The following is a 19,367-nucleotide window of genomic DNA, read 5'->3' on the forward strand; positions in this document are numbered from 1 at the left end:
TGGACTATGGCTCCAAAACAGTAGGTGTGGCTATCAGCGATGCTTTGGGAATTACTGCCCAGGGGATAGAAATTGTACGAAGAACGTCCGAAAATAAGCTTCGTCAAACTCTGGCAAGAATTGAAACGTTAATTCAGGAAAATGAAGTTGGAAAGCTGGTGCTCGGCTTTCCAAAAAATATGAATAACACTATTGGCGACAGGGCTGAAAAATCTTTGGCATTTAAAGAAATGCTGGAAAGAAGGACAGGTCTGGAAGTTGTCATGTGGGATGAAAGGTTAACAACCGTAGAAGCAAACCGTACTCTGATGGAAAGCAATGTGCGAAGAGAAGACCGTAAAAAGTATGTGGACCAGCTTGCGGCTGTTTATATCCTGCAGGGTTATTTAGACAGTGAGGCAATGAGGTCGAAAGAAAATTAGAATCAGAAAAGGAGCCGCACATAAAAATGGAAAAAATTAAATTTACTTTTGCAGACACAGATGAGGCTGCAGAGTTTTTTGTGTTGGAACAAACACGTATAAATGGTATGAATTATATCCTTGTTACCGAATCCGATGATGAAGAGGAAGATGCGGAAGCATTTATTTTAAAAGATCTGTCAGCAGACGGGGAACAGGAAGCACTTTATGAGATCGTAGAAGATGACGAAGAATTGGAAGCAGTATCGAAGATTTTCAGCGAGATGCTGGAAGATGTTGATATTACAATGTAAAGATAATGGAAGAAATATATGGCATATGTTTCGTGAATAGTGAATGGAAGAAGTATGCGGCTTATGTTGCGTAAGCTGCGCAAATAATCAATTGAAGAAATATACAGTAAGCTTCATAATATAATGATGTGAAGAAATACATGGGACATTCTGCGTATATGATGATATGAAGAAATAAGCAGTTTATGCTGCGTAGATAACGAAGTGATAAAATATGCAGTATTATCTTTATATTTAATGATATGAAGATTTAAAGCTGCATAAACAAATGTTGTATAGAAATATGCAGTTTGATCTGCGTATATAAATATAGATAAAAATAAAACAAGCAGGCAAAGGAGGTCTAATTGATTGAAAAATATTAATAACTCAAAATTGAAAATCATTCCGCTGGGTGGTTTGGAACAGATCGGAATGAATATTACTGCCTTTGAATTTGAAGACAGTATCATTGTTGTGGATTGCGGATTGTCATTTCCGGAAGACGACATGCTGGGAATTGACCTGGTAATCCCCGACATTACTTATCTGAAGAACAACATTCAGAAAGTAAAAGGGTTTGTGATTACCCATGGACATGAGGACCATATTGGTGCTCTTCCGTATATTCTGAAAGAGATTAATGTTCCGATTTATGCAACAAAGCTGACGGTCGGAATCATTGATAACAAACTAAAGGAACACAATTTACTGAAGACGACAAAGCGAAAGGTCATTAAGCATGGACAGGCCATTAACCTGGGCGCTTTTCGTATCGAATTTATCAAGACCAACCACAGTATTGCAGACGCTTCCGCCCTGGCTATCTATTCACCAGCAGGAACCGTGGTGCATACTGGAGATTTTAAAGTAGATTACACGCCGGTATTCGGAGATGCAATTGATTTACAGAGATTCGGGGAAATTGGCAAGAAGGGCGTTCTGGCCCTGATGTGTGACAGTACAAATGCGGAAAGACCTGGTTTTACCATGTCAGAACGGACAGTAGGTAAAACTTTTGACAATATATTTGCAGAGCATAAAAATACAAGAATTATCATTGCGACGTTTGCATCCAATGTAGACAGAGTTCAGCAGATTATCAATTCTGCTTACAAATACGGAAGAAAAGTCGTTGTGGAAGGAAGAAGTATGGTAAGTATCATTACCATTGCTTCTGAGTTGGGATATATCAGCATACCGGAACATACTCTAATAGATCTGGAACAGATGAAAAACTATCCGGATGAACAGATGGTGTTAATTACCACCGGAAGCCAGGGAGAATCCATGGCCGCACTGTCCAGAATGGCATATGATATGCATCGTAAGATCAGCATTAAACCAGGGGACACAGTTATCTTCAGTTCCAATCCCATACCGGGAAATGAGAAGGCAGTATCCAAGGTAATCAATGAGTTATCCATGAAGGGTGCAGATGTTATTTTCCAGGATGCGCACGTTTCCGGACATGCCTGCCAGGAAGAAATTAAACTGATTTATTCCCTGGTACGTCCGAAATATGCGATTCCGGTGCACGGCGAATACCGTCATTTAAAGGCGCAGGCAGGTATTGCAAACAATCTGGGCATTTCCAAAGATAATATTTTTGTATTATCCTCCGGAGATGTGCTGGAACTGGATGACAAACAGGCTAAAATTGTGGACAAGGTACAGACAGGAGCAATTCTGGTAGATGGTCTGGGTGTAGGCGATGTGGGAAATATTGTTCTCCGTGACAGACAGCACCTTGCAGAAGACGGTATTTTGATTGTCGTACTGACGCTTGAAAAATACAGTAACCAGCTTCTTGCCGGTCCGGATATTGTTTCCAGAGGATTTGTATATGTAAGAGAGTCTGAACTTCTTATGGATGAAGCAAGACGGGTGGTAGAGGAATCTTTAGACCATTGTGCCGATAAGAATATTACGGACTGGGGCAAGATTAAAAGTTCCATTAAGGATTCTCTCAGTGACTATCTCTGGAAAAAGACAAAGCGTAACCCGATGATATTGCCGATTATTATGGAAGTATAAGGATTGATAGATATGGACAAGGTGACAGCGTGCCTGGAAGCTCTGGTGGAAGCTGTGCAGGAGTGTACAGCGTACAAAGACTTTGAAAAGGCGAAGAGCAGACTAAAAGATAAACCGGAATTAAAAGCACAGATTGATGAATTTCGAAAGAAGAATTTTGAAATGCAGAGCTTGAAAGAAGATAAAGATCTGTTTCAGGAGCTTCAGAAAATTCAGAAAGATTATGCGCAGTTGCGGGAAAATCCTCTGGTGGAGGACTATCTGAAGTCGGAGCTGCGTGTCTGTAAAATGCTCCAGAAGATTGATCAGGATATTATGAATGTGATTGAAATGGACATTGACGACTTTGCCGGTGAGCTCAACTTATAGGAGGTCGATAAATGAATGCCAAAAAAGTAGTGTTATCCATAACGATGACCTGTGTAAAAATGGTAATCCTTATTTTAATTGTATATGCGCTATTTGTGTTTGGCAGACATGCTTACGAATTTGGTTTTCAGGTCTTTGCAGGGGAATCCATTTCGGATCCTCCTGGAAAAGAAGTGGCGGTCACCGTAACAGAAGATATGTCTGTGATGGAGATCGGTGAACTGCTGAAAAACAAAGGACTGATAAAGGATGCAAAAGTTTTCTGGGTACAGGAAAAATTGTCAAAATACAGTGGTAAATTGAAAAAAGGTAATTATATTCTGACGACGGCGCAGGATGCGGATGAGATGCTGGAAGAGCTGGCTCAGGAAACAGAGGCACAGACGGAAGAATAGGATGGAACAATGATTGTAGATGAAAGAATGGTAACCTATATCAACTCTCTGGATGTGGGGAATACGCCGTTTTTAGACGAATTGGAGAGACAGGCATGTGAAGATTTCGTGCCGATCATCCGCCGGGAGATGCAGAGTTTTCTAAAAGTGCTTCTGGCGGTACACCGTCCCGCAAAGATTCTGGAAGTTGGGACGGCAGTGGGCTTTTCAACCTTGCTGATGAGTGAATATACCGGGGCAGACTGTCATATTACAACCATTGAAAAATATGAAAAAAGGATTCCTATTGCCCGGGAAAATTTTAAAAAAGCAGGACGGGAAGACCGGATTACCCTTTTAGAGGGGGATGCCATGGAAATATTAAAAGAGCTGCAGGACTGCTTCGATTTTATTTTTATGGATGCGGCAAAAGGGCAGTATATTCATTTTCTGCCGGAAGTATTAAGGCTTCTGAAACCCGGAGGTGTTCTGGTATCGGACAATGTCCTCCAGGACGGTGATATTATTGAATCCAGGTTCGCAGTAGAGCGCAGAAACAGGACGATTTACAAAAGAATGAGAGATTATCTCTATGAATTGAAACATAACGAACAGCTTCTGACCACAATTATTCCAATTGGAGACGGAGCTACGGTGAGTATAAAGCAGGAGCGTAGGACGGAGTGTTAGAGCGTGTTTGAAAAATGCTTTCTGACTGTTGTGCGTTCCAGTTTGTGGGATGGATACACTAAATTCAGGAGGCGTAGCGGGCTATGTAGACTAAATTTGGCGCATTCAGACCGCAAAGTGGGGCGTACAGATGGTGGGAATGATTTTTCAAACACGCTCTAATCGCCGTCCTTGTTTATGCACATCAGAAGAAAGGATAGAAACATGAGAAAACCAGAATTACTGATACCGGCAAGCAGCCTGGAAGTTTTAAAAACAGCAGTTATATTTGGGGCAGATGCCGTATATATCGGAGGGGAAGCTTTTGGGTTAAGAGCAAAAGCCAAAAATTTTTCCATGGAAGATATGAAGGATGGAATTGCATTTGCACACCAGTATGGTGTTAAAGTATATGTAACAGCGAATATTCTTGCCCACAACCTGGATTTGGACGGAGTGGAGGCATATTTTAAAGAATTGAAGGAAATTGGTCCGGATGCTTTGATCATTGCAGATCCGGGGGTATTTATGATTGCTAAAAGAGTTTGCCCGGAAATCGAGCTCCATATCAGTACCCAGGCAAATAATACGAATTATGAGACCTACCTTTTCTGGCATGAACTGGGAGCGAAACGGGTAGTGACAGCCAGAGAGTTATCCCTGGATGAAATCCGGGAAATCAGGGCGCATATACCGGAAGAACTGGAGATTGAAACCTTTGTACACGGTGCCATGTGTATCTCCTATTCCGGAAGATGCCTGCTAAGTAATTATTTTACAGGCAGAGATGCCAACAGAGGAGCCTGTACCCATCCCTGCCGCTGGAAATATTCCATTGTGGAAGAGACAAGGCCCGGAGAATATATGCCTGTTTATGAAAACGAACGGGGAACCTATATTTTTAATTCCAAGGATCTGTGTATGATCGAACATATACCGGAGCTGATGGAATCCGGCATAGACAGTTTTAAGATAGAAGGCAGAATGAAAACGGCGCTTTATGTGGCAACTGTTGCGAGGACATACCGCAAAGCCATGGATGATTATGCCCGTGATCCGAAACTCTATGAGCAGAATATGCCCTGGTATAAGGAGCAGATTTCCAATTGCACCTATCGGCAGTTTACCACGGGATTCTTCTTTGGAAAACCGGATGAAACCACGCAGATTTATGACAGCAATACCTATGTAAAAGAATATACCTATCTTGGAATAGTGGGAGAACGCAATGAAGACGGGCTGTACAGAATCGAACAGCGCAATAAATTCTCTGTGGGCGAAGAGATTGAAATCATGAAACCAAACGGAGACAATCTGACTGTGACGGTGAAGCAGATTCTGGGCGAGGATGGAAATCCCCAGGAGAGCGCTCCCCATCCCAAGCAGATACTCTGGATTGACCTTGGTTGTGCGATGGATTCCTATGATATTTTAAGAAGAGCAGAATAAAGGACAACCAAAAATTAATGGGAAAGGCACTAATAAGGGATTTGTAACATACAATGTTATAAATCCGCTTTGAGGTGCTTTTTTTGAAGACATTTCCCAAGCCGCTTACTGCCGAAGAAGAAAAGCTGTTTCTTCAAAAATACAAGGAGGGCGACCTGGACGCAAAGAGGATTCTAATCGAACGTAACCTGAGATTGGTAGCCCACGTCGCCAAAAAATATCAAAGGCCGGAAGAAGATTCGGAAGATCTGATTTCCATAGGAACTATTGGCCTGATTAAGGCAGTGACTACCTTCGATCATAGTAAAAACAATCGTTTAGCCACTTATGCCGCCAGGTGTATTGAAAATGAACTCCTCATGATGCTAAGGATGCGTAAAAAAACTTCCAAGGAAGTTTCTCTCTACGAGCCGATCGGAATGGACAAAGAGGGAAACGAAATCAGCCTTTTGGACATTATTGAGAGCAATAACGTAGACGTGATTGAAACCATGGAGTTAGAAGAAAATACAAAAAAACTGTATGAAATCTTCAAGGTATTTTTGAATGACAGAGAACAAAAAGTATTGATTCTCAGGTATGGTCTCTTTGGTGCGAAAGAGACAACACAGCGGGAGATTGCAAAGGCTCTTGGTATATCCAGGTCTTACGTTTCCAGGATTGAAAAGAATGCATTAAAAAAATTACGGGAAGGCTTTTGACAAGAAAAAGCTGGGGGTAAAAAAGAAAGCCTTTATCCAGATATATGCAAGAAGCATGAATTGTGCTATAATGCCAAAAAGACAGTTGCATGGGACGGCATCAGGCAGCTGTAAACGAACCGGAGAGGAAGATGAAGCTTGTGTTGTATTTAGTTTTGGAGGAAATACTTGCCGCAACAGGAAAAGAAAAACGCTGTCAGCAGAGCAAAACGGCATATCAGCTTCTGGCATACGGGCTGAAAAATGAGCTGGGTATAGAAAAATTGCCGGATATAGCTAAAAATCTATATGGGAAGCCTTACTTTCCGGACTTTCCCAATATTCATTTTAATGTGAGTCACTGTCAAAATGGGATCATGTGCGGAATCCATGAAAAAGAGATCGGTGTAGATATAGAAAAAGTGCTGATATATAAGGAAAATCTGGCTAAGCGGATCAGCCATGAAAGAGAATGGAAGCTGATGTGCGAGGCTCCGGATGAAGAAAAAAACCGGATTTTTGGCAGGATCTGGGTAGCAAAGGAAAGCTATTTAAAACAGCAGGGTACCGGAATTAACCGGGATTTAAGAAGTCTTGATTTTTCTGCATGCACACAGGATGTGTTTTTTCAATATGGCTGCCGGTTCCAAATCTGGCAGATGAAAGACTGCAATGCAGCAGTATGCAGTGAGCGGGAAATATGCGGCCTGCGTGTGCTAAAGGCGTCGGACCTGTGACATGGTTAACAGGGTCTGACGTTCATTTTTTTGTAATAAAAAACATTTGCAATTTTATGTAAACCAGAGTATACTAAATAAAATGCTTAAAGGCATATTTTTCTTAATTCTTTTCTTCAAACATCTTTTGAAGAATTTTCCAACAATTGATCAATAATTGAATAAAAGGAGGTAGCAGATTGTTTAGTACAGTTATGTCTGCAGTTATTTACGGTGTAGAAAGCAGGCTGGTGCGGGTGGAGGCAGATGTCAGCGACGGACTGCCTATGTTTACCATGGTGGGATATCTGTCTTCCCAGGTAAAAGAGGCCCAGGAGCGGGTGAGGACTTCGATTCGCAACGCTGGAATCCGTATTCTGCCAAAAAGGATTACCGTTAACCTTTCGCCGGCTGATTTAAAGAAAAACGGTTCCGGATTTGATCTGCCGGTTGCAATCGCCGTATTGGGCTCATACGGCTTTATTCCCCAAAACACCATGAAGAATATACTGGTGGCAGGTGAACTCAGCTTAAATGGGGAAATAAACGCCATTCCGGGGGTTTTATCCATCGTATCCCTGGCAAAGAAAATGGGTTTTTCCAAATGTATCATTCCAAAAAGTAATCTGATGGAAGGTTCGGTCATAAAAGGAATCAGCGTGATCGGGGTGGAAAATCTGGGACAGGCAGTGGATTATCTCAATGAATCGATAAAAATTGAGCCGGGATATGTGGATGTGGATGCCCTGTTTCGAGAAGGGGAGACGCAGCAGAGAGAAGATTTCAGCGATATTAACGGGCAGGAGGCGGTGAAGAGGGCGGCGGAGGTAGCAGCTGCAGGAATGCACAATCTGCTGCTAATCGGACCTCCGGGGTCGGGGAAATCCATGCTGGCAAGGCGTCTCCCTACCATTTTACCGCCCTTAACCCTTGCGGAAAGTCTGGAAATTTCAAAAGTCTACAGTGTTGCTGGCATTCTTTCGCCGGCATCGCCTCTTCTTAAATCTCGGCCATTCCGGTCACCTCATCACACCATAACCCCAAAAGCCCTGACAGGCGGCGGACAGCATCCAAAGCCCGGTGAAATCAGCCTGGCACATAATGGTATACTCTTTTTGGATGAATTAGCGGAATTTAAAAAAGAAACCCTGGAGGTTTTACGGCAGCCAATGGAAGAACGCCAGATCTGTATTAACCGGACAGGGGGCAGTTACCGGTTTCCGGCAAAGTTTCTGTTTGCGGCAGCCATGAATCCCTGCCGGTGCGGACACTACCCGGATTTAAACAAATGCAGTTGTACGGAAAGCGAAGTGCGTCAATATCTGGGGAGAATCAGTGCGCCGCTGCTGGACCGGATGGATATTGCCATAGAGGCCCCGGTAGTTTCATACCAGGATCTTGCCGGTAAGAAATCTAGTGAAAGTTCCGAAATGATCCGAAACAGAGTGAAGGAGGCTCACAAGATCCAGCTTCATCGTTATGTAGGAATGCCATTTTGCTTTAACTCAGATCTGACGGAGAGAGGGATAAAAGCATTCTGTCCGCTTGGGAAAAAGGAAGCATTATTAATGAAACAGGCTTTTGAAAAGTTTCATTTAAGTGCGAGGGCATACCATCGGATTATCAAGGTAGCCAGAACCATAGCTGATCTGGATGGTTCTTTAAAAATCAAAGCGGAGCATATAAGTGAAGCGATTTGTTACCGCAGTATTGATAAAAAATTCTGGGAGGTATGAAAGGAGCAGGAAATGGAAGAATATTGGTATTGGTTGTGCAGCATAAGCGGTTTGTACCGGGAAGGGATAAGACGCCTGACCGAATATTTTGGAAATCCGAAATATCTGTTTTATGCAAAAGAAAAAGAAATATACGGGCTGCCAATTTTGAATGATGCAGAAAAGAATGCGCTGATCCAGGCTAAAAAAAATACAGATATTGACAAAGAATATCATAATAGAAGAAAAAAGGGAATAGACTTTATCAGCATTGGACACCCGGCATACCCGGGACGTTTAAAAGCAATACCGGATCCGCCTTACGGGCTTTTTTTCAAAGGGAAACTTCCGGGGGAAGAAACCTATGCGGCGGCAATCATTGGAGCCAGGCGGTGCAGCGGATATGGCAGGCAGATGGCAGAGGAAATGGGTGAAAAACTGGCATTAAAAGGCATCCATATTATAAGCGGTATGGCACTCGGCGTGGACGGATTCGGACAACGTGCGGCTCTTCGGGCAGGAGGAAACAGCTATGGAGTGCTTGGCAGCGGTGTGGATATCTGTTATCCAAAAAGAAACCGGGATTTATATGATGCCCTGGAGGTACAGGGCGGCATTTTGTCAGAATATCCGCCGGGCACCCAGCCCCTTCCCGTACATTTTCCATTGCGCAACCGCATCATCAGCGGGCTTTCTGATGTGGTGATCGTCGTGGAGGCAAAAGAAAAAAGCGGTTCTCTTATCACCGCAGACTGTGCTCTGGAACAGGGACGTGATGTCTATGTTGTACCCGGCAGGATGAACGATGAATTAAGCATGGGAAGTAATCTTTTGATTGCCCAGGGAGCCGGTATTATAACAGGGGTTGATGCCCTTTTAAGGGAGCTGGGTGTAGAGGGGGAAAAGAAAGGAAAAACAAAAAAAATAAGATAACACTTGAAACAAAAGAAAATTTGGTGTATAGTTGTCTGGATTTCAACTCTAAAAGCCTGGATCAGATTTTATCCGATGCAAATCTGCCGGTCAAGGAGTTGGCGGGAGTACTTATATCCCTGCAATTAAAGGGATTAGTGAAGGAATCGGCAAAGAATTTTTATGAAAAAATATAGAGGTTTTATCTCGTGGAGGAATATATGGCGAAATATCTGGTGATTGTAGAATCTCCTACTAAAGTAAAGACAATTAAAAAATTCCTGGGGGCAAATTATGAAGTGGCGGCATCTAACGGACATGTCCGTGATCTGCCAAAAAGCCAGCTGGGCATCGATGTAGAACATGCTTATGAGCCTAAATACATCACAATTCGTGGGAAAGGAGATATCCTGGCAGGACTTCGAAAAGCTGCCAAGAAAGCGGATAAAGTGTATCTCGCAACTGACCCTGACCGCGAAGGAGAAGCAATATCCTGGCATCTGTCAAAGGCGTTAAAGCTGGAAGAGGATAAGATGTACCGGATTACATTTAACGAAATAACGAAAAACGCTGTTAAGACATCTCTTAAGAGCGCAAGAGATATTGATATGGATCTGGTAGATGCACAGCAGGCCAGAAGAATGCTGGACCGTATGGTTGGTTATCGTATCAGCCCGCTGCTGTGGGCAAAGGTGAAACGTGGATTAAGCGCCGGGAGGGTGCAGTCGGTTGCACTTCGCATTATTGGAGACCGAGAAGATGAAATCAATGCTTTTATTCCCGAAGAATACTGGACTCTGGAAGCAGATTTTGCGGTAAAAGGTGAGAAAAAGCCTCTTCGGGCAAAATTCTATGGCACAGACAAGAAGAAAATGCAGATCACTTCCAAAGAAGAAATGGACAAAATCCTGGCTGATCTGGAAAATGCAAGCTATGAAGTGGCGGATATCAAAAAAGGTGAGCGTATCAAAAAAGCTCCGCTGCCATTTACCACCAGTACCCTGCAGCAGGAAGCTTCTAAGGTGCTGAACTTTTCAACACAGAAAACGATGCGTCTGGCGCAGCAGCTCTATGAAGGAATTGAAATACAGGGAAATGGAACAGTGGGTCTCATCACCTATCTGCGTACCGATTCCACACGTATATCGGAAGAAGCAGATGCACAGGCCAGAAATTTTATAGAGCAGGATTATGGAAAAGAATATGTTTCTTCCATAGTAGAGGAAAAGAAGAAAAACGGTAAGAAGATACAGGATGCCCATGAAGCAATCCGCCCCAGTGATATCAGCAGGACGCCCATATCCATGAAAGAGTCCCTGTCAAGAGACCAGTACCGTCTTTATCAGCTGATCTGGAAACGTTTTGCAGCGAGCCGTATGGAAAATGCCCGCTATGAAACCACATCTGTGAAGATAGCTGCAGGAGACTATCGTTTCACCGTAGCTGCATCTAAACTGCTGTTTGATGGTTTTTTAACCGTCTATACAGACAGTGACGAAGAAGAGACAGGCGGAAACGTACTTTTAAAGGGAATTTCCAAAGATACGGAATTATCTTTAAAAGAATTTGATTATAAACAGCATTTTACTCAGCCTCCGGCACATTATACCGAGGCAACACTTGTAAAATCCCTGGAAGAGCTTGGAATTGGACGTCCAAGTACCTATGCACCTACCATCACTACTATATTGGGACGTCGTTATATAGCGAAGGAAAATAAGAACCTGTACATGACGGAGCTTGGTGAAGTCGTGAACAATATGATGAAGCAGGCATTCCCAAGTATTGTGGATGTAAACTTTACTGCTAATCTGGAATCCCTTTTGGATAAAGTGGAGGAAGGGGTAGTAAACTGGAAAACGGTAGTCAGCAATTTTTACCCGGATCTGGAGATGGCTGTAGAAGCTGCAGAAAAGGAATTAGAGCAGGTTAAGATCGAAGATGAAGTTACCGATGTTATTTGTGAAGAATGCGGGCGCAATATGGTTATAAAATATGGTCCTCACGGAAGATTTCTGGCGTGTCCGGGCTTCCCTGACTGTAGAAACACCAAACCTTATCTGGAAAAAATCGGTGTCGCATGTCCGAAATGCGGCAAAGAAGTAGTATTACGTAAAACGAAAAAGGGCAGAAAATACTATGGATGTGAAGATAATCCGGAATGTGATTTCATGTCCTGGCAAAAGCCTTCCAAAGAAAAATGTCCGAATTGCGGCGGTGTAATGCTGGAAAAAGGAAATAAACTGGTCTGCGCAGATGAACAGTGCGGATATGTTCAGGATAAATCGAAACAAAATGAACAAAAATAAAAAAGGGTGCTCTTGAAAACAGAGCATTCTTTTTTATCGTCTGAATTATTTGCAGTTGTTGTGAAAAATAATTGATTATCATAAGAAACCGATTGATTTTCAGAAAATTATATGATAAAATATGTATTATCGTGAAACAGTATGTAGAATAGAAACAATGGAAGATAGGAGGCTAAATATGAGTGTACAATTGTTAGATAAAACAAGGAAAATCAACAAGCTATTGCATAACAATAATTCCAGTAAGGTCGTTTTTAATGATATATGCACAGTGCTGACAGAGATATTGGAATCCAATATTCTGGTTATCAGCAAAAAAGGAAAAGTTCTGGGTGTCAGTCTTTGTGATGGTGTTGAAGAAATCAAGGAATTGATTGTGGATAAAGTAGGCGGACATATTGACAATATGCTGAACGAAAGATTACTGGGAATATTGTCTACAAAAGAAAATGTAAATCTGGAAACCCTGGGCTTTGTTGGAGAGGATATCAAAAACTACCGTGCGATCATTAATCCTATTGATATTGCAGGTGAACGCCTGGGAACTGTTTTTATGTACAAGTTTGATACCCAGTATGAGATCGATGATATTATCCTGAGTGAATACGGTACAACCGTTGTAGGATTGGAAATGATGCGTTCCGTAAATGAAGAAAGTGCAGAAGAAAGCAGAAAGATACAAATTGTCAAATCTGCCATCAGTACTTTATCTTTCTCTGAACTGGAGGCAATTACCCATATATTTGAAGAACTGGACGGAACAGAAGGCATCCTGGTAGCAAGTAAGATTGCTGACCGTGTAGGGATTACCAGATCCGTTATCGTAAATGCGCTGCGCAAGTTTGAAAGCGCAGGAGTCATTGAATCCAGATCTTCCGGAATGAAAGGAACGTATATTAAAGTAATCAATGATTATATATTTGAAGAACTGGAAGAATTAAGAGCACAGAAAACGAAATAATATATTATTTAAGTTAATTACAATTACAGGTCATTAATGCAAACAAGTGCAGATTAAAGTTAGAAAAACCCGATACCGTTACCCTGTTCCATTTATAAAAGTGGATCAGAGTAAAGGTACCGGGTTTTTATGTGTTTTCCATGGTATTAGAAATTCAGAAAGTGAAGTAACAATAATTGTATTATCGAATATAATGTTTTATACCTAATTTGGTATAAAAACTTGAGTTGATTAGATCATAGGAGGTCTGGATATGAGTGAAATAAAAGAATTGATTTGTGATTGTGATTGTGACCGTCGTTGTGATTGCCATTGTGATAAACCTTGTGACTGCGAATGTAAATTATACTGCAAATGTGAAAAACGCAAACACTTGAGACCAAACAGAACGACTTTAAAATGCGGTACTCCAGGTGCAGTTACGCTTCCGCTTGCTACTGTTGCAGGCACAGCTTTTACAGTTGCCACAGTAAATGTAGATACGAGAGGATTTGAGAATCCTTGCATTAAATTTGAATTTGCCAGCAATATTAATACAACTGCAGCAGTTGTAACACTGAACTTCCAGGTATTTAAACAGTGCAAAGGCCAGCTTACTCCAATCCCTGTAGGACCTACCTGGGTGTTCTCACGCCTTGTAGCAATTACAGACAGCAACACATTCACATTCTTTGTTTGTGACTGTGATATTTGTGATGAAGAATGCTGCACTTACAGTGTAGTAGCTACTGTTGCAGGCGTTGCAACAGTTGGTGTTACTGCAATTAATAATGCAACTTTATCAGCAATCGTTGTTGATAATGCTTCTTCTTGCGGATGTTAATGAACAGTTAATTGAAGATGCAGGAGGGTGCAGGCTTGCAGTGGTAAACCTGCCAAACCATCCTAAAGCGTGTTTGGAAAATTGTCCCGGATGAAGGGCGCGCAGCGTTTACGCAACCTGAATTCGGGGCAAATATACCGCAAAGTAGGGCGTGTAGATGTCTGGAATGATTTTAAAACACGCTCTAAGGTAAGATTTATAAATGTTTTGCATAGATAGGGTATTACCGTAATATTCTATCTATGCATATTTTAGTAAGGAGCTGCTGTGTATGTATAATGGATTGTTTTACTCTCAGAGACGGAACGGTCAGCCTAACAGAGGGATGAGAACAAATGCCAATGCAGGTACACGGCAACAACCGGGCTGCAATAACCGATCATTTGTTCCAAATAACTTTCAGGGAAATAAATTTTCCAATCAATCATACAATCAATCATCAAATCAATCATCAAATCAATCATCATGCAGACCGACAAATCAATCGACAAACCAATCATCCTGTCAATTATCGAATCATTCTTCCAGTCATAGCGAAAATCATAAAGAAGAATGCTGTGGAAAATTGGTAAAAGAAATACGAATAGAAAAATGCCAGGATCAACCGTCTTGTATTTCAGATGATGTATTTCTGAAAGCGTCCGCTTTTGGAGGCGTCATTATAGAGAATGGATCAGAAAAGGGAACTACATACAATGTAGTCTCTGTTAATCTGGATACAGAATTATGCCGGCATTTTCATACGGAACTGAGCTTTTCCTGCAATATCTTAAGCATTGATGCAAGTGCCAGGTTAAAGTTTCAGATATTGAAACAGGAAAAAAACCAGATAGTGCCGCTGCCGTTAAGCTCGGGTTATTCTTATTTCAGGAATCAAAAGGTAACGGAAAGTGATGTGGTTACATTTTCTGCTCTGGATTGCGATTCTCATAGTACGCAGTGGTGTAATTACAGTGTATATATAGAGATTACGGGTCAGCAGACAGCAGGTTCGGTTATCATTACGAACCCCGTACTGATTGCAGTTGTAGTTGAAAAAAATCAAGGAAATCATTTAAAAGGGGATATACATGGCCAGACAGACGAATAATATAGTTGAAAATTCTACGATAGATATTGATGGAGGTACCATGAAATGGGATAACCATATGGTCCGGATATCAAATACAGAACATCTCTGGAAGGGAAAATTGACAGAAGAAAAATTTCCGGTTCTTTACGTTGTATTAGGTATTTTTATTTCTATGGCAAGTTACCGTCTGATCTGTATGGTACTTATGCTTTCTGCAATCGTCATAGGCGGTGCGGTATGGATGGTCTGGTGCCGTAACATTAAAAATCGAAATGGCGTTCATTTAGGTCTGATAAGCGGAGAAATATATAGTTTTTATGCTGAAAACAGCGTATTTAACAGTAAAATATACGAGTTGATGTCACGCCTTATAGCAGAAAATGATGATGACACGATCTATCATATTAATTTATCAGGCGAGGGTTCTATTAGTGAAGAACTGAAAAAGAAAGAAGAGGTTGAGGCGGAAGAAATAGCAGAACCAGCTCCTAAAAAAAGAATTTCTCAGGAAAATAAGGGACCATTAGTAACAGAGCTCAATGAGCTTCTTGCCAACTGTGAGCACAAAGGTGAATTGAATCGGGATAATATGAAATTAATCGAAAGTACGATTGGGGTTGCCCAAATAAACGACAGAGAAAAGTTGAAAGTATTTTTTGAGCAGTTTATCATTTCAGGTCTGATAAATGACTGCAATGAGCTGGGGTTGAATACGTTAATAAATGAAATTAAAAGCAGTGTATATTAATATGGGGTATTTTTATGGTACCAGTTAGAGGTGTGGCATGTTTACGAAGTGTCACACCTCATCTTGCTGCCGGGAGCAAGGGCGCCCCACTTAACGGCATTTTGACCTGAATTCAGGTTTCGTAGCCCGCTATGCGCCCTTCAGCCGCTATAGCATGCTTTGGAAAAATTACACGATTCAAAACGGAGAAATTAAGGAATCATATATTTTATAAAAAAAATATAAAAACATAAAAAGTAAGAAAATAAGAGATATAGTGAGTATAAGTAAGTATAAAAAAGATTAAGACTATATAAAGCCAAATCTGGAAGTTGCACAAATGGAGTAATTTAACTAATATATCACTAACGGTTAGCACTCAATCAAAGCGAGTGCTAGTAAAAGAAAATTTAAATTATTTAAGGAGGAATATAGAATGAAATTAGTACCATTAGGCGACAGAGTCGTATTGAAACAGTTTGAAGCTGAAGAAACAACAAAATCAGGAATTATCCTGGCCAGCAAAACTCAGGAAAAACCACAGGAAGCAGAAGTAGTTGCTGTAGGACCTGGCGGAAATATTGATGGTAAAGAAGTTACCATGCAGGTTAAAGTCGGAGATAAGGTAATCTACTCCAAATATGCAGGCAATGAAGTGAAATTGGAAGACGAAGAATTTATCATTGTAAAACAGAATGACATTTTAGCTATCGTAGAATAATACGTGGGATATTTCAAGGAGGAATTTAGACATGGCAAAGGAAATTAAATACGGCATTGATGCCAGAACAGCATTAGAAGCTGGTGTAGACAAATTAGCAAACACAGTAAGAGTAACATTGGGACCAAAAGGAAGAAACGTTGTACTTGACAAACAGTTCGGTACACCCCTTATCACAAATGATGGTGTTACAATTGCAAAAGAAATCGAATTAGAAGATGCATTTGAAAACATGGGCGCACAGCTGGTAAAAGAAGTTGCTACAAAGACAAATGATGTAGCTGGTGATGGTACTACAACAGCAACTGTACTGGCACAGGCAATGATTCATGAAGGAATGAAGAACCTGGCAGCAGGAGCAAACCCAATTGAACTTAGAAAAGGTATGAAAAAAGCTACGCAGACTGCTGTAGATGCAATTGCAGCTATGAGCCGTAAAGTAAACGGAAAAGGACAGATCGCTAAAGTTGCAGCTATCTCCGCTGGCGATGATGAAGTTGGAAACATGGTAGCAGATGCTATGGAAAAAGTTTCAAATGACGGAGTTATCACAATCGAAGAATCCAAAACAATGATGACTGAATTAGACCTTGTAGAAGGTATGCAGTTTGACAGAGGATATATTTCCGCATACATGGCAACTGATATGGAAAAAATGGAAGCTAATCTGGATGATCCATATATCTTGATCACAGATAAAAAGATCTCTAACATCCAGGAAATCCTTCCATTATTAGAGCAGATCGTACAGTCCGGCAAAAAACTTTTGATTATTGCAGAAGACATCGAAGGGGAAGCACTTACCACTCTGATTGTTAACAAATTAAGAGGAACTTTCCAGGTTGTAGGCGTAAAAGCTCCAGGTTACGGTGACAGAAGAAAAGCAATGTTAGAAGATATTGCAATCTTAACCGGCGGACAGGTGATTTCAGATGAACTTGGATTAGACTTAAAAGAAACTACAATGGAACAGCTTGGACGTGCAAAATCCGTTAAAGTTCAGAAAGAAAATACAATCATCGTTGACGGATGCGGGGATAAAGCTGCAATCGACAACAGAGTATCCCAGATCAAAGCTATGATCGAAGAAACAACATCTGACTTTGATAGAGAAAAATTACAGGAAAGACTTGCAAAACTGGCAGGCGGAGTTGCTGTTATCCGCGTAGGAGCAGCTACAGAAACAGAAATGAAAGAAGCAAAACTTCGTATGGAAGATGCATTAAATGCAACCAGAGCTGCAGTTGAAGAAGGAATTATTGCAGGCGGCGGATCTGCTTACATTCACGCAGCAAAAGAAGTAGAAACGTTAGTAGGAACCCTGGATGGCGATGTTAAGACCGGTGCAAAAGTGATCTTAAAAGCGCTGGAATCTCCTCTGTTCCACATTGTTGCAAATGCAGGATTAGAAGGATCTGTAGTAATCAACAAGATTAAAGAATCTGAAGTTGGCATCGGTTTTGATGCAGCAAAAGAATCTTATGTAGATATGGTTGAAGCAGGAATCCTGGATCCGGTTAAGGTTACAAGAAGCGCTCTGCAGAACGCAACAAGCGTAGCAAGCACATTCCTTACAACAGAATCTTGTGTTGCAAATATTAAAGAAGATGCTCCGGCTATGCCGGCAGGAAATCCTGGAATGGGCATGATGTAATATTTGGTAACTTTAGTTTAATATTTTTTAGAGAAATTTTACAAAAAGTGAGGACGAACGAGATAGACGTTCGTCCTTATTTATGTTAAACTAGTTGATAAACAAACGAAAAAAGGAGCAAAATCAGAAGATGTCATTTAAGGAGAAGGCAACAGAAGAGAAAGCGAAGTTAAAAGACTTGACATTTAAGGGGAAATTACAGTATTTCTGGGATTATTACAAGTTTGTACTTGTTATTTTGGCAATCATTGTTATTATCGTCTGGCTCGCCGTGGATATTTACAAAGGGAAACAGATCAAGACCGGCTTGTATGTTATGGCACTGAATACCAACATGATGGATACGGAAGGCTCCCCTCTTACGGATGGTTTTATAAAGGCTGCAGGCTTTGAGGAAACCGGTGAGCAGGTTACTTTTGACTCATCTGCAATGATTAATCTGGATCAGCAGGACCAGATGACCGTCAGCAGTATTACAAAAGTCATGGCTGTTATGACCACGGGAGATCTGGATCTTATGATTGTACCGGAAGATTTATTTGAATATTATGCCAGTGCGGGAGCATTCCAGGACTGGAAAGGTATCCTTTCGGATGCTGAGTATGAAAAGTATAAGGATTATTTAATGACCGGCACAGATAAGGATACCGGTACGGAATATACGTGTGGACTCCGTATTGAGGACAGTAAGCTCATTAAAGATTCTGAAATGGCAAGTTACAGTCCAATAATTCTATGCCCGGTAGCCAATTCAAAAAGAACTGCAACATCTGCAAAATATGTGGATTATCTTTTTGGATCAAATTAAGGAAAAAGGGAAGAAAGACTTTATTATTTTGGTAAATGGCATTATAATAAAAGAATACAAGTATTGCTAATTTAGGAGGAAGAACATGAGTGATTTGTACACAGAATTAATTGTTAAGAGGAAGACACCGGCATCGGATCAGGTAAAGAAAGTGCTTTTAATTGTTGCTACCGTTTTGATAGCATTTGTAGGGTTGTTTGTTACTCCCTTCGGATTAATTGCGTTGATTGCTATCGGTGTTGCAGATTATTTCCTGATTCCAAGATTCGACCTGGAATTTGAGTACCTGTATGTAAATGGGGAACTGGATGTGGACAAGATAATGTCCAAGACAAAAAGAAAAAGAGCCCGCAGCCTGGATCTGGAAAAAATGATACTTATGGCTCCTGTAAATTCACATGAGCTGGATTATTACAATCAGAACAATAGTATCAAAGTCGTTGATTTTTCTTCCGGTGAACCGGATCATAAGATTTTTGCATTGATTATGCAGTCTGATAAAGGAATGGAGAAAATTCTTTTTGAGCCAAATGAAGTAATGTTAAACGATATCAGAAGAATAGCACCTAGCAAGGTAAAGTTGATGTAGAAACGGAATTTGCCCTGACCGGGCAGGTAAAAGTAGCGCCGCACTGTTAAAGTGGAAGCGCTATTTTTTCGTAAAATCGTATATCTAA

The 19,367-nt window shown here is 41.0% G+C and carries 24 protein-coding genes; 22 read left to right on the forward strand and 2 right to left on the reverse strand.

Annotated features, from left to right (window positions below; translation table 11 throughout):
- From ruvX to ACH2DQ_RS17795, 6 genes are all read left to right on the forward strand, one after another.
- Positions 1–422, forward strand: a 422-nt coding sequence (ruvX, locus tag ACH2DQ_RS17770) for a Holliday junction resolvase RuvX (RefSeq protein WP_395027701.1), incomplete at its 5' end; no start/stop codon positions are given.
- A gap of 26 nt (positions 423–448) precedes the next feature.
- Positions 449–715: a DUF1292 domain-containing protein gene (locus tag ACH2DQ_RS17775; protein ID WP_394912744.1), complete on the forward strand. Its 267-nt coding sequence runs from the start codon at positions 449–451 to the stop codon at positions 713–715.
- 351 nt (positions 716–1,066) lie between these two features.
- Complete coding sequence (locus tag ACH2DQ_RS17780) at positions 1,067–2,731, forward strand: ribonuclease J (protein WP_394912743.1); 1,665 nt, start codon at positions 1,067–1,069, stop codon at positions 2,729–2,731.
- Between the two features lie 12 nt (positions 2,732–2,743).
- Positions 2,744–3,100 carry a YlbF family regulator gene (locus ACH2DQ_RS17785; RefSeq protein WP_394912742.1) on the forward strand — a complete coding sequence of 119 codons (357 nt, stop codon included), beginning with the start codon at positions 2,744–2,746 and terminating at the stop codon, positions 3,098–3,100.
- Positions 3,101–3,111: 11 nt separating this feature from the next.
- The gene (locus ACH2DQ_RS17790) at positions 3,112–3,495 is read left to right on the forward strand and encodes an endolytic transglycosylase MltG (protein ID WP_394912741.1); all 384 of its coding nucleotides are present in this window, start codon (positions 3,112–3,114) and stop codon (positions 3,493–3,495) included.
- 9 nt (positions 3,496–3,504) lie between these two features.
- A complete protein-coding gene (locus ACH2DQ_RS17795; protein ID WP_394912740.1) occupies positions 3,505–4,164 on the forward strand; it encodes an O-methyltransferase in 660 nt (219 codons plus the stop codon).
- On the opposite strand, the gene ACH2DQ_RS17800 is transcribed toward ACH2DQ_RS17795, so the two are convergent.
- Positions 4,124–4,219 carry a DUF6783 domain-containing protein gene (locus ACH2DQ_RS17800; RefSeq protein WP_394912891.1) on the reverse strand — a complete coding sequence of 32 codons (96 nt, stop codon included), beginning with the start codon at positions 4,217–4,219 and terminating at the stop codon, positions 4,124–4,126. The genes ACH2DQ_RS17795 and ACH2DQ_RS17800 overlap by 41 nt on opposite strands.
- 48 nt (positions 4,220–4,267) lie before the next feature.
- On the opposite strand from ACH2DQ_RS17800, the gene ACH2DQ_RS17805 reads away from it, so the two are divergent.
- The 10 genes from ACH2DQ_RS17805 (at position 4,268) to ACH2DQ_RS17850 (ending at position 13,708) form a co-directional block, all read left to right on the forward strand.
- Positions 4,268–4,372: a DUF6783 domain-containing protein gene (locus ACH2DQ_RS17805; RefSeq protein WP_395027721.1), complete on the forward strand. Its 105-nt coding sequence runs from the start codon at positions 4,268–4,270 to the stop codon at positions 4,370–4,372.
- Positions 4,369–5,592 carry a U32 family peptidase gene (locus ACH2DQ_RS17810; protein WP_394912739.1) on the forward strand — a complete coding sequence of 408 codons (1,224 nt, stop codon included), beginning with the start codon at positions 4,369–4,371 and terminating at the stop codon, positions 5,590–5,592. The genes ACH2DQ_RS17805 and ACH2DQ_RS17810 overlap by 4 nt, the downstream gene beginning before the upstream one ends.
- Before the next feature lie 83 nt (positions 5,593–5,675).
- On the forward strand, positions 5,676–6,293 hold the full coding sequence (gene sigK / locus ACH2DQ_RS17815; RefSeq protein ID WP_394912738.1) for an RNA polymerase sporulation sigma factor SigK: 618 nt from the start codon (positions 5,676–5,678) through the stop codon (positions 6,291–6,293).
- A gap of 89 nt (positions 6,294–6,382) precedes the next feature.
- On the forward strand, positions 6,383–7,009 hold the full coding sequence (locus ACH2DQ_RS17820) for a 4'-phosphopantetheinyl transferase family protein (RefSeq protein ID WP_395027706.1): 627 nt from the start codon (positions 6,383–6,385) through the stop codon (positions 7,007–7,009).
- A 179-nt stretch (positions 7,010–7,188) separates the two neighbouring features.
- Positions 7,189–8,724, forward strand: a complete 1,536-nt coding sequence (locus ACH2DQ_RS17825; RefSeq protein WP_394912736.1) for a YifB family Mg chelatase-like AAA ATPase — start codon at positions 7,189–7,191, stop codon at positions 8,722–8,724.
- Positions 8,725–8,736: 12 nt separating this feature from the next.
- Positions 8,737–9,636: a DNA-processing protein DprA gene (gene dprA / locus ACH2DQ_RS17830; RefSeq protein ID WP_395027708.1), complete on the forward strand. Its 900-nt coding sequence runs from the start codon at positions 8,737–8,739 to the stop codon at positions 9,634–9,636.
- A gap of 23 nt (positions 9,637–9,659) precedes the next feature.
- Positions 9,660–9,812, forward strand: coding sequence for a hypothetical protein (locus ACH2DQ_RS17835; protein ID WP_395027710.1), 153 nt, complete (start codon positions 9,660–9,662; stop codon positions 9,810–9,812).
- Between the two features lie 24 nt (positions 9,813–9,836).
- A complete protein-coding gene (topA, locus tag ACH2DQ_RS17840) occupies positions 9,837–11,924 on the forward strand; it encodes a type I DNA topoisomerase (RefSeq protein WP_394912734.1) in 2,088 nt (695 codons plus the stop codon).
- 178 nt (positions 11,925–12,102) lie between these two features.
- Entirely contained in the window at positions 12,103–12,885 is a 783-nt protein-coding gene (gene codY / locus ACH2DQ_RS17845) for a GTP-sensing pleiotropic transcriptional regulator CodY (protein ID WP_027297022.1), read from the forward strand.
- A gap of 253 nt (positions 12,886–13,138) precedes the next feature.
- Positions 13,139–13,708 carry a DUF4489 domain-containing protein gene (locus ACH2DQ_RS17850; protein WP_394912733.1) on the forward strand — a complete coding sequence of 190 codons (570 nt, stop codon included), beginning with the start codon at positions 13,139–13,141 and terminating at the stop codon, positions 13,706–13,708.
- Positions 13,709–14,022: 314 nt separating this feature from the next.
- Here ACH2DQ_RS17850 and ACH2DQ_RS17855 read toward each other — a convergent pair whose 3' ends face one another.
- The gene (locus ACH2DQ_RS17855; protein WP_394912732.1) at positions 14,023–14,199 is read right to left on the reverse strand and encodes a hypothetical protein; all 177 of its coding nucleotides are present in this window, start codon (positions 14,197–14,199) and stop codon (positions 14,023–14,025) included.
- A 74-nt stretch (positions 14,200–14,273) separates the two neighbouring features.
- Here ACH2DQ_RS17855 and ACH2DQ_RS17860 point away from each other — a divergent pair, with 74 nt between their 5' ends.
- From ACH2DQ_RS17860 to ACH2DQ_RS17885, 6 genes are all read left to right on the forward strand, one after another.
- Positions 14,274–14,798, forward strand: a complete 525-nt coding sequence (locus ACH2DQ_RS17860) for a DUF4489 domain-containing protein (protein ID WP_394912731.1) — start codon at positions 14,274–14,276, stop codon at positions 14,796–14,798.
- On the forward strand, positions 14,779–15,528 hold the full coding sequence (locus tag ACH2DQ_RS17865; protein WP_394912730.1) for a hypothetical protein: 750 nt from the start codon (positions 14,779–14,781) through the stop codon (positions 15,526–15,528). The genes ACH2DQ_RS17860 and ACH2DQ_RS17865 overlap by 20 nt, the downstream gene beginning before the upstream one ends.
- 415 nt (positions 15,529–15,943) lie before the next feature.
- Positions 15,944–16,228 carry a co-chaperone GroES gene (groES, locus tag ACH2DQ_RS17870; RefSeq protein WP_394912729.1) on the forward strand — a complete coding sequence of 95 codons (285 nt, stop codon included), beginning with the start codon at positions 15,944–15,946 and terminating at the stop codon, positions 16,226–16,228.
- 31 nt (positions 16,229–16,259) lie between these two features.
- Entirely contained in the window at positions 16,260–17,882 is a 1,623-nt protein-coding gene (gene groL / locus ACH2DQ_RS17875; RefSeq protein WP_394912728.1) for a chaperonin GroEL, read from the forward strand.
- Positions 17,883–18,012: 130 nt separating this feature from the next.
- Positions 18,013–18,690 (forward strand): hypothetical protein, encoded by a 678-nt coding sequence (locus ACH2DQ_RS17880; protein WP_394912727.1) that lies wholly within the window; start codon positions 18,013–18,015, stop codon positions 18,688–18,690.
- Positions 18,691–18,775: 85 nt separating this feature from the next.
- On the forward strand, positions 18,776–19,279 hold the full coding sequence (locus tag ACH2DQ_RS17885) for a DUF6106 family protein (RefSeq protein ID WP_394912726.1): 504 nt from the start codon (positions 18,776–18,778) through the stop codon (positions 19,277–19,279).
- Positions 19,280–19,367 lie beyond the last annotated feature (88 nt).

Source organism: Robinsoniella sp. (assembly GCF_034124845.1).

Coding starts and splice junctions, on each gene's coding strand:
- ACH2DQ_RS17775 (WP_394912744.1), top strand. CDS start 449: ATGGAAAAAATTAAATTTACTTTTGCAGACACAGATGAGGCTGCAGAG.
- ACH2DQ_RS17785 (WP_394912742.1), top strand. CDS start 2,744: ATGGACAAGGTGACAGCGTGCCTGGAAGCTCTGGTGGAAGCTGTGCAG.
- ACH2DQ_RS17790 (WP_394912741.1), top strand. CDS start 3,112: ATGAATGCCAAAAAAGTAGTGTTATCCATAACGATGACCTGTGTAAAA.
- ACH2DQ_RS17795 (WP_394912740.1), top strand. CDS start 3,505: ATGATTGTAGATGAAAGAATGGTAACCTATATCAACTCTCTGGATGTG.
- ACH2DQ_RS17810 (WP_394912739.1), top strand. CDS start 4,369: ATGAGAAAACCAGAATTACTGATACCGGCAAGCAGCCTGGAAGTTTTA.
- ACH2DQ_RS17820 (WP_395027706.1), top strand. CDS start 6,383: ATGGGACGGCATCAGGCAGCTGTAAACGAACCGGAGAGGAAGATGAAG.
- dprA (WP_395027708.1), top strand. CDS start 8,737: ATGGAAGAATATTGGTATTGGTTGTGCAGCATAAGCGGTTTGTACCGG.
- topA (WP_394912734.1), top strand. CDS start 9,837: ATGGCGAAATATCTGGTGATTGTAGAATCTCCTACTAAAGTAAAGACA.
- codY (WP_027297022.1), top strand. CDS start 12,103: ATGAGTGTACAATTGTTAGATAAAACAAGGAAAATCAACAAGCTATTG.
- ACH2DQ_RS17850 (WP_394912733.1), top strand. CDS start 13,139: ATGAGTGAAATAAAAGAATTGATTTGTGATTGTGATTGTGACCGTCGT.
- ACH2DQ_RS17865 (WP_394912730.1), top strand. CDS start 14,779: ATGGCCAGACAGACGAATAATATAGTTGAAAATTCTACGATAGATATT.
- groES (WP_394912729.1), top strand. CDS start 15,944: ATGAAATTAGTACCATTAGGCGACAGAGTCGTATTGAAACAGTTTGAA.
- groL (WP_394912728.1), top strand. CDS start 16,260: ATGGCAAAGGAAATTAAATACGGCATTGATGCCAGAACAGCATTAGAA.
- ACH2DQ_RS17880 (WP_394912727.1), top strand. CDS start 18,013: ATGTCATTTAAGGAGAAGGCAACAGAAGAGAAAGCGAAGTTAAAAGAC.
- ACH2DQ_RS17885 (WP_394912726.1), top strand. CDS start 18,776: ATGAGTGATTTGTACACAGAATTAATTGTTAAGAGGAAGACACCGGCA.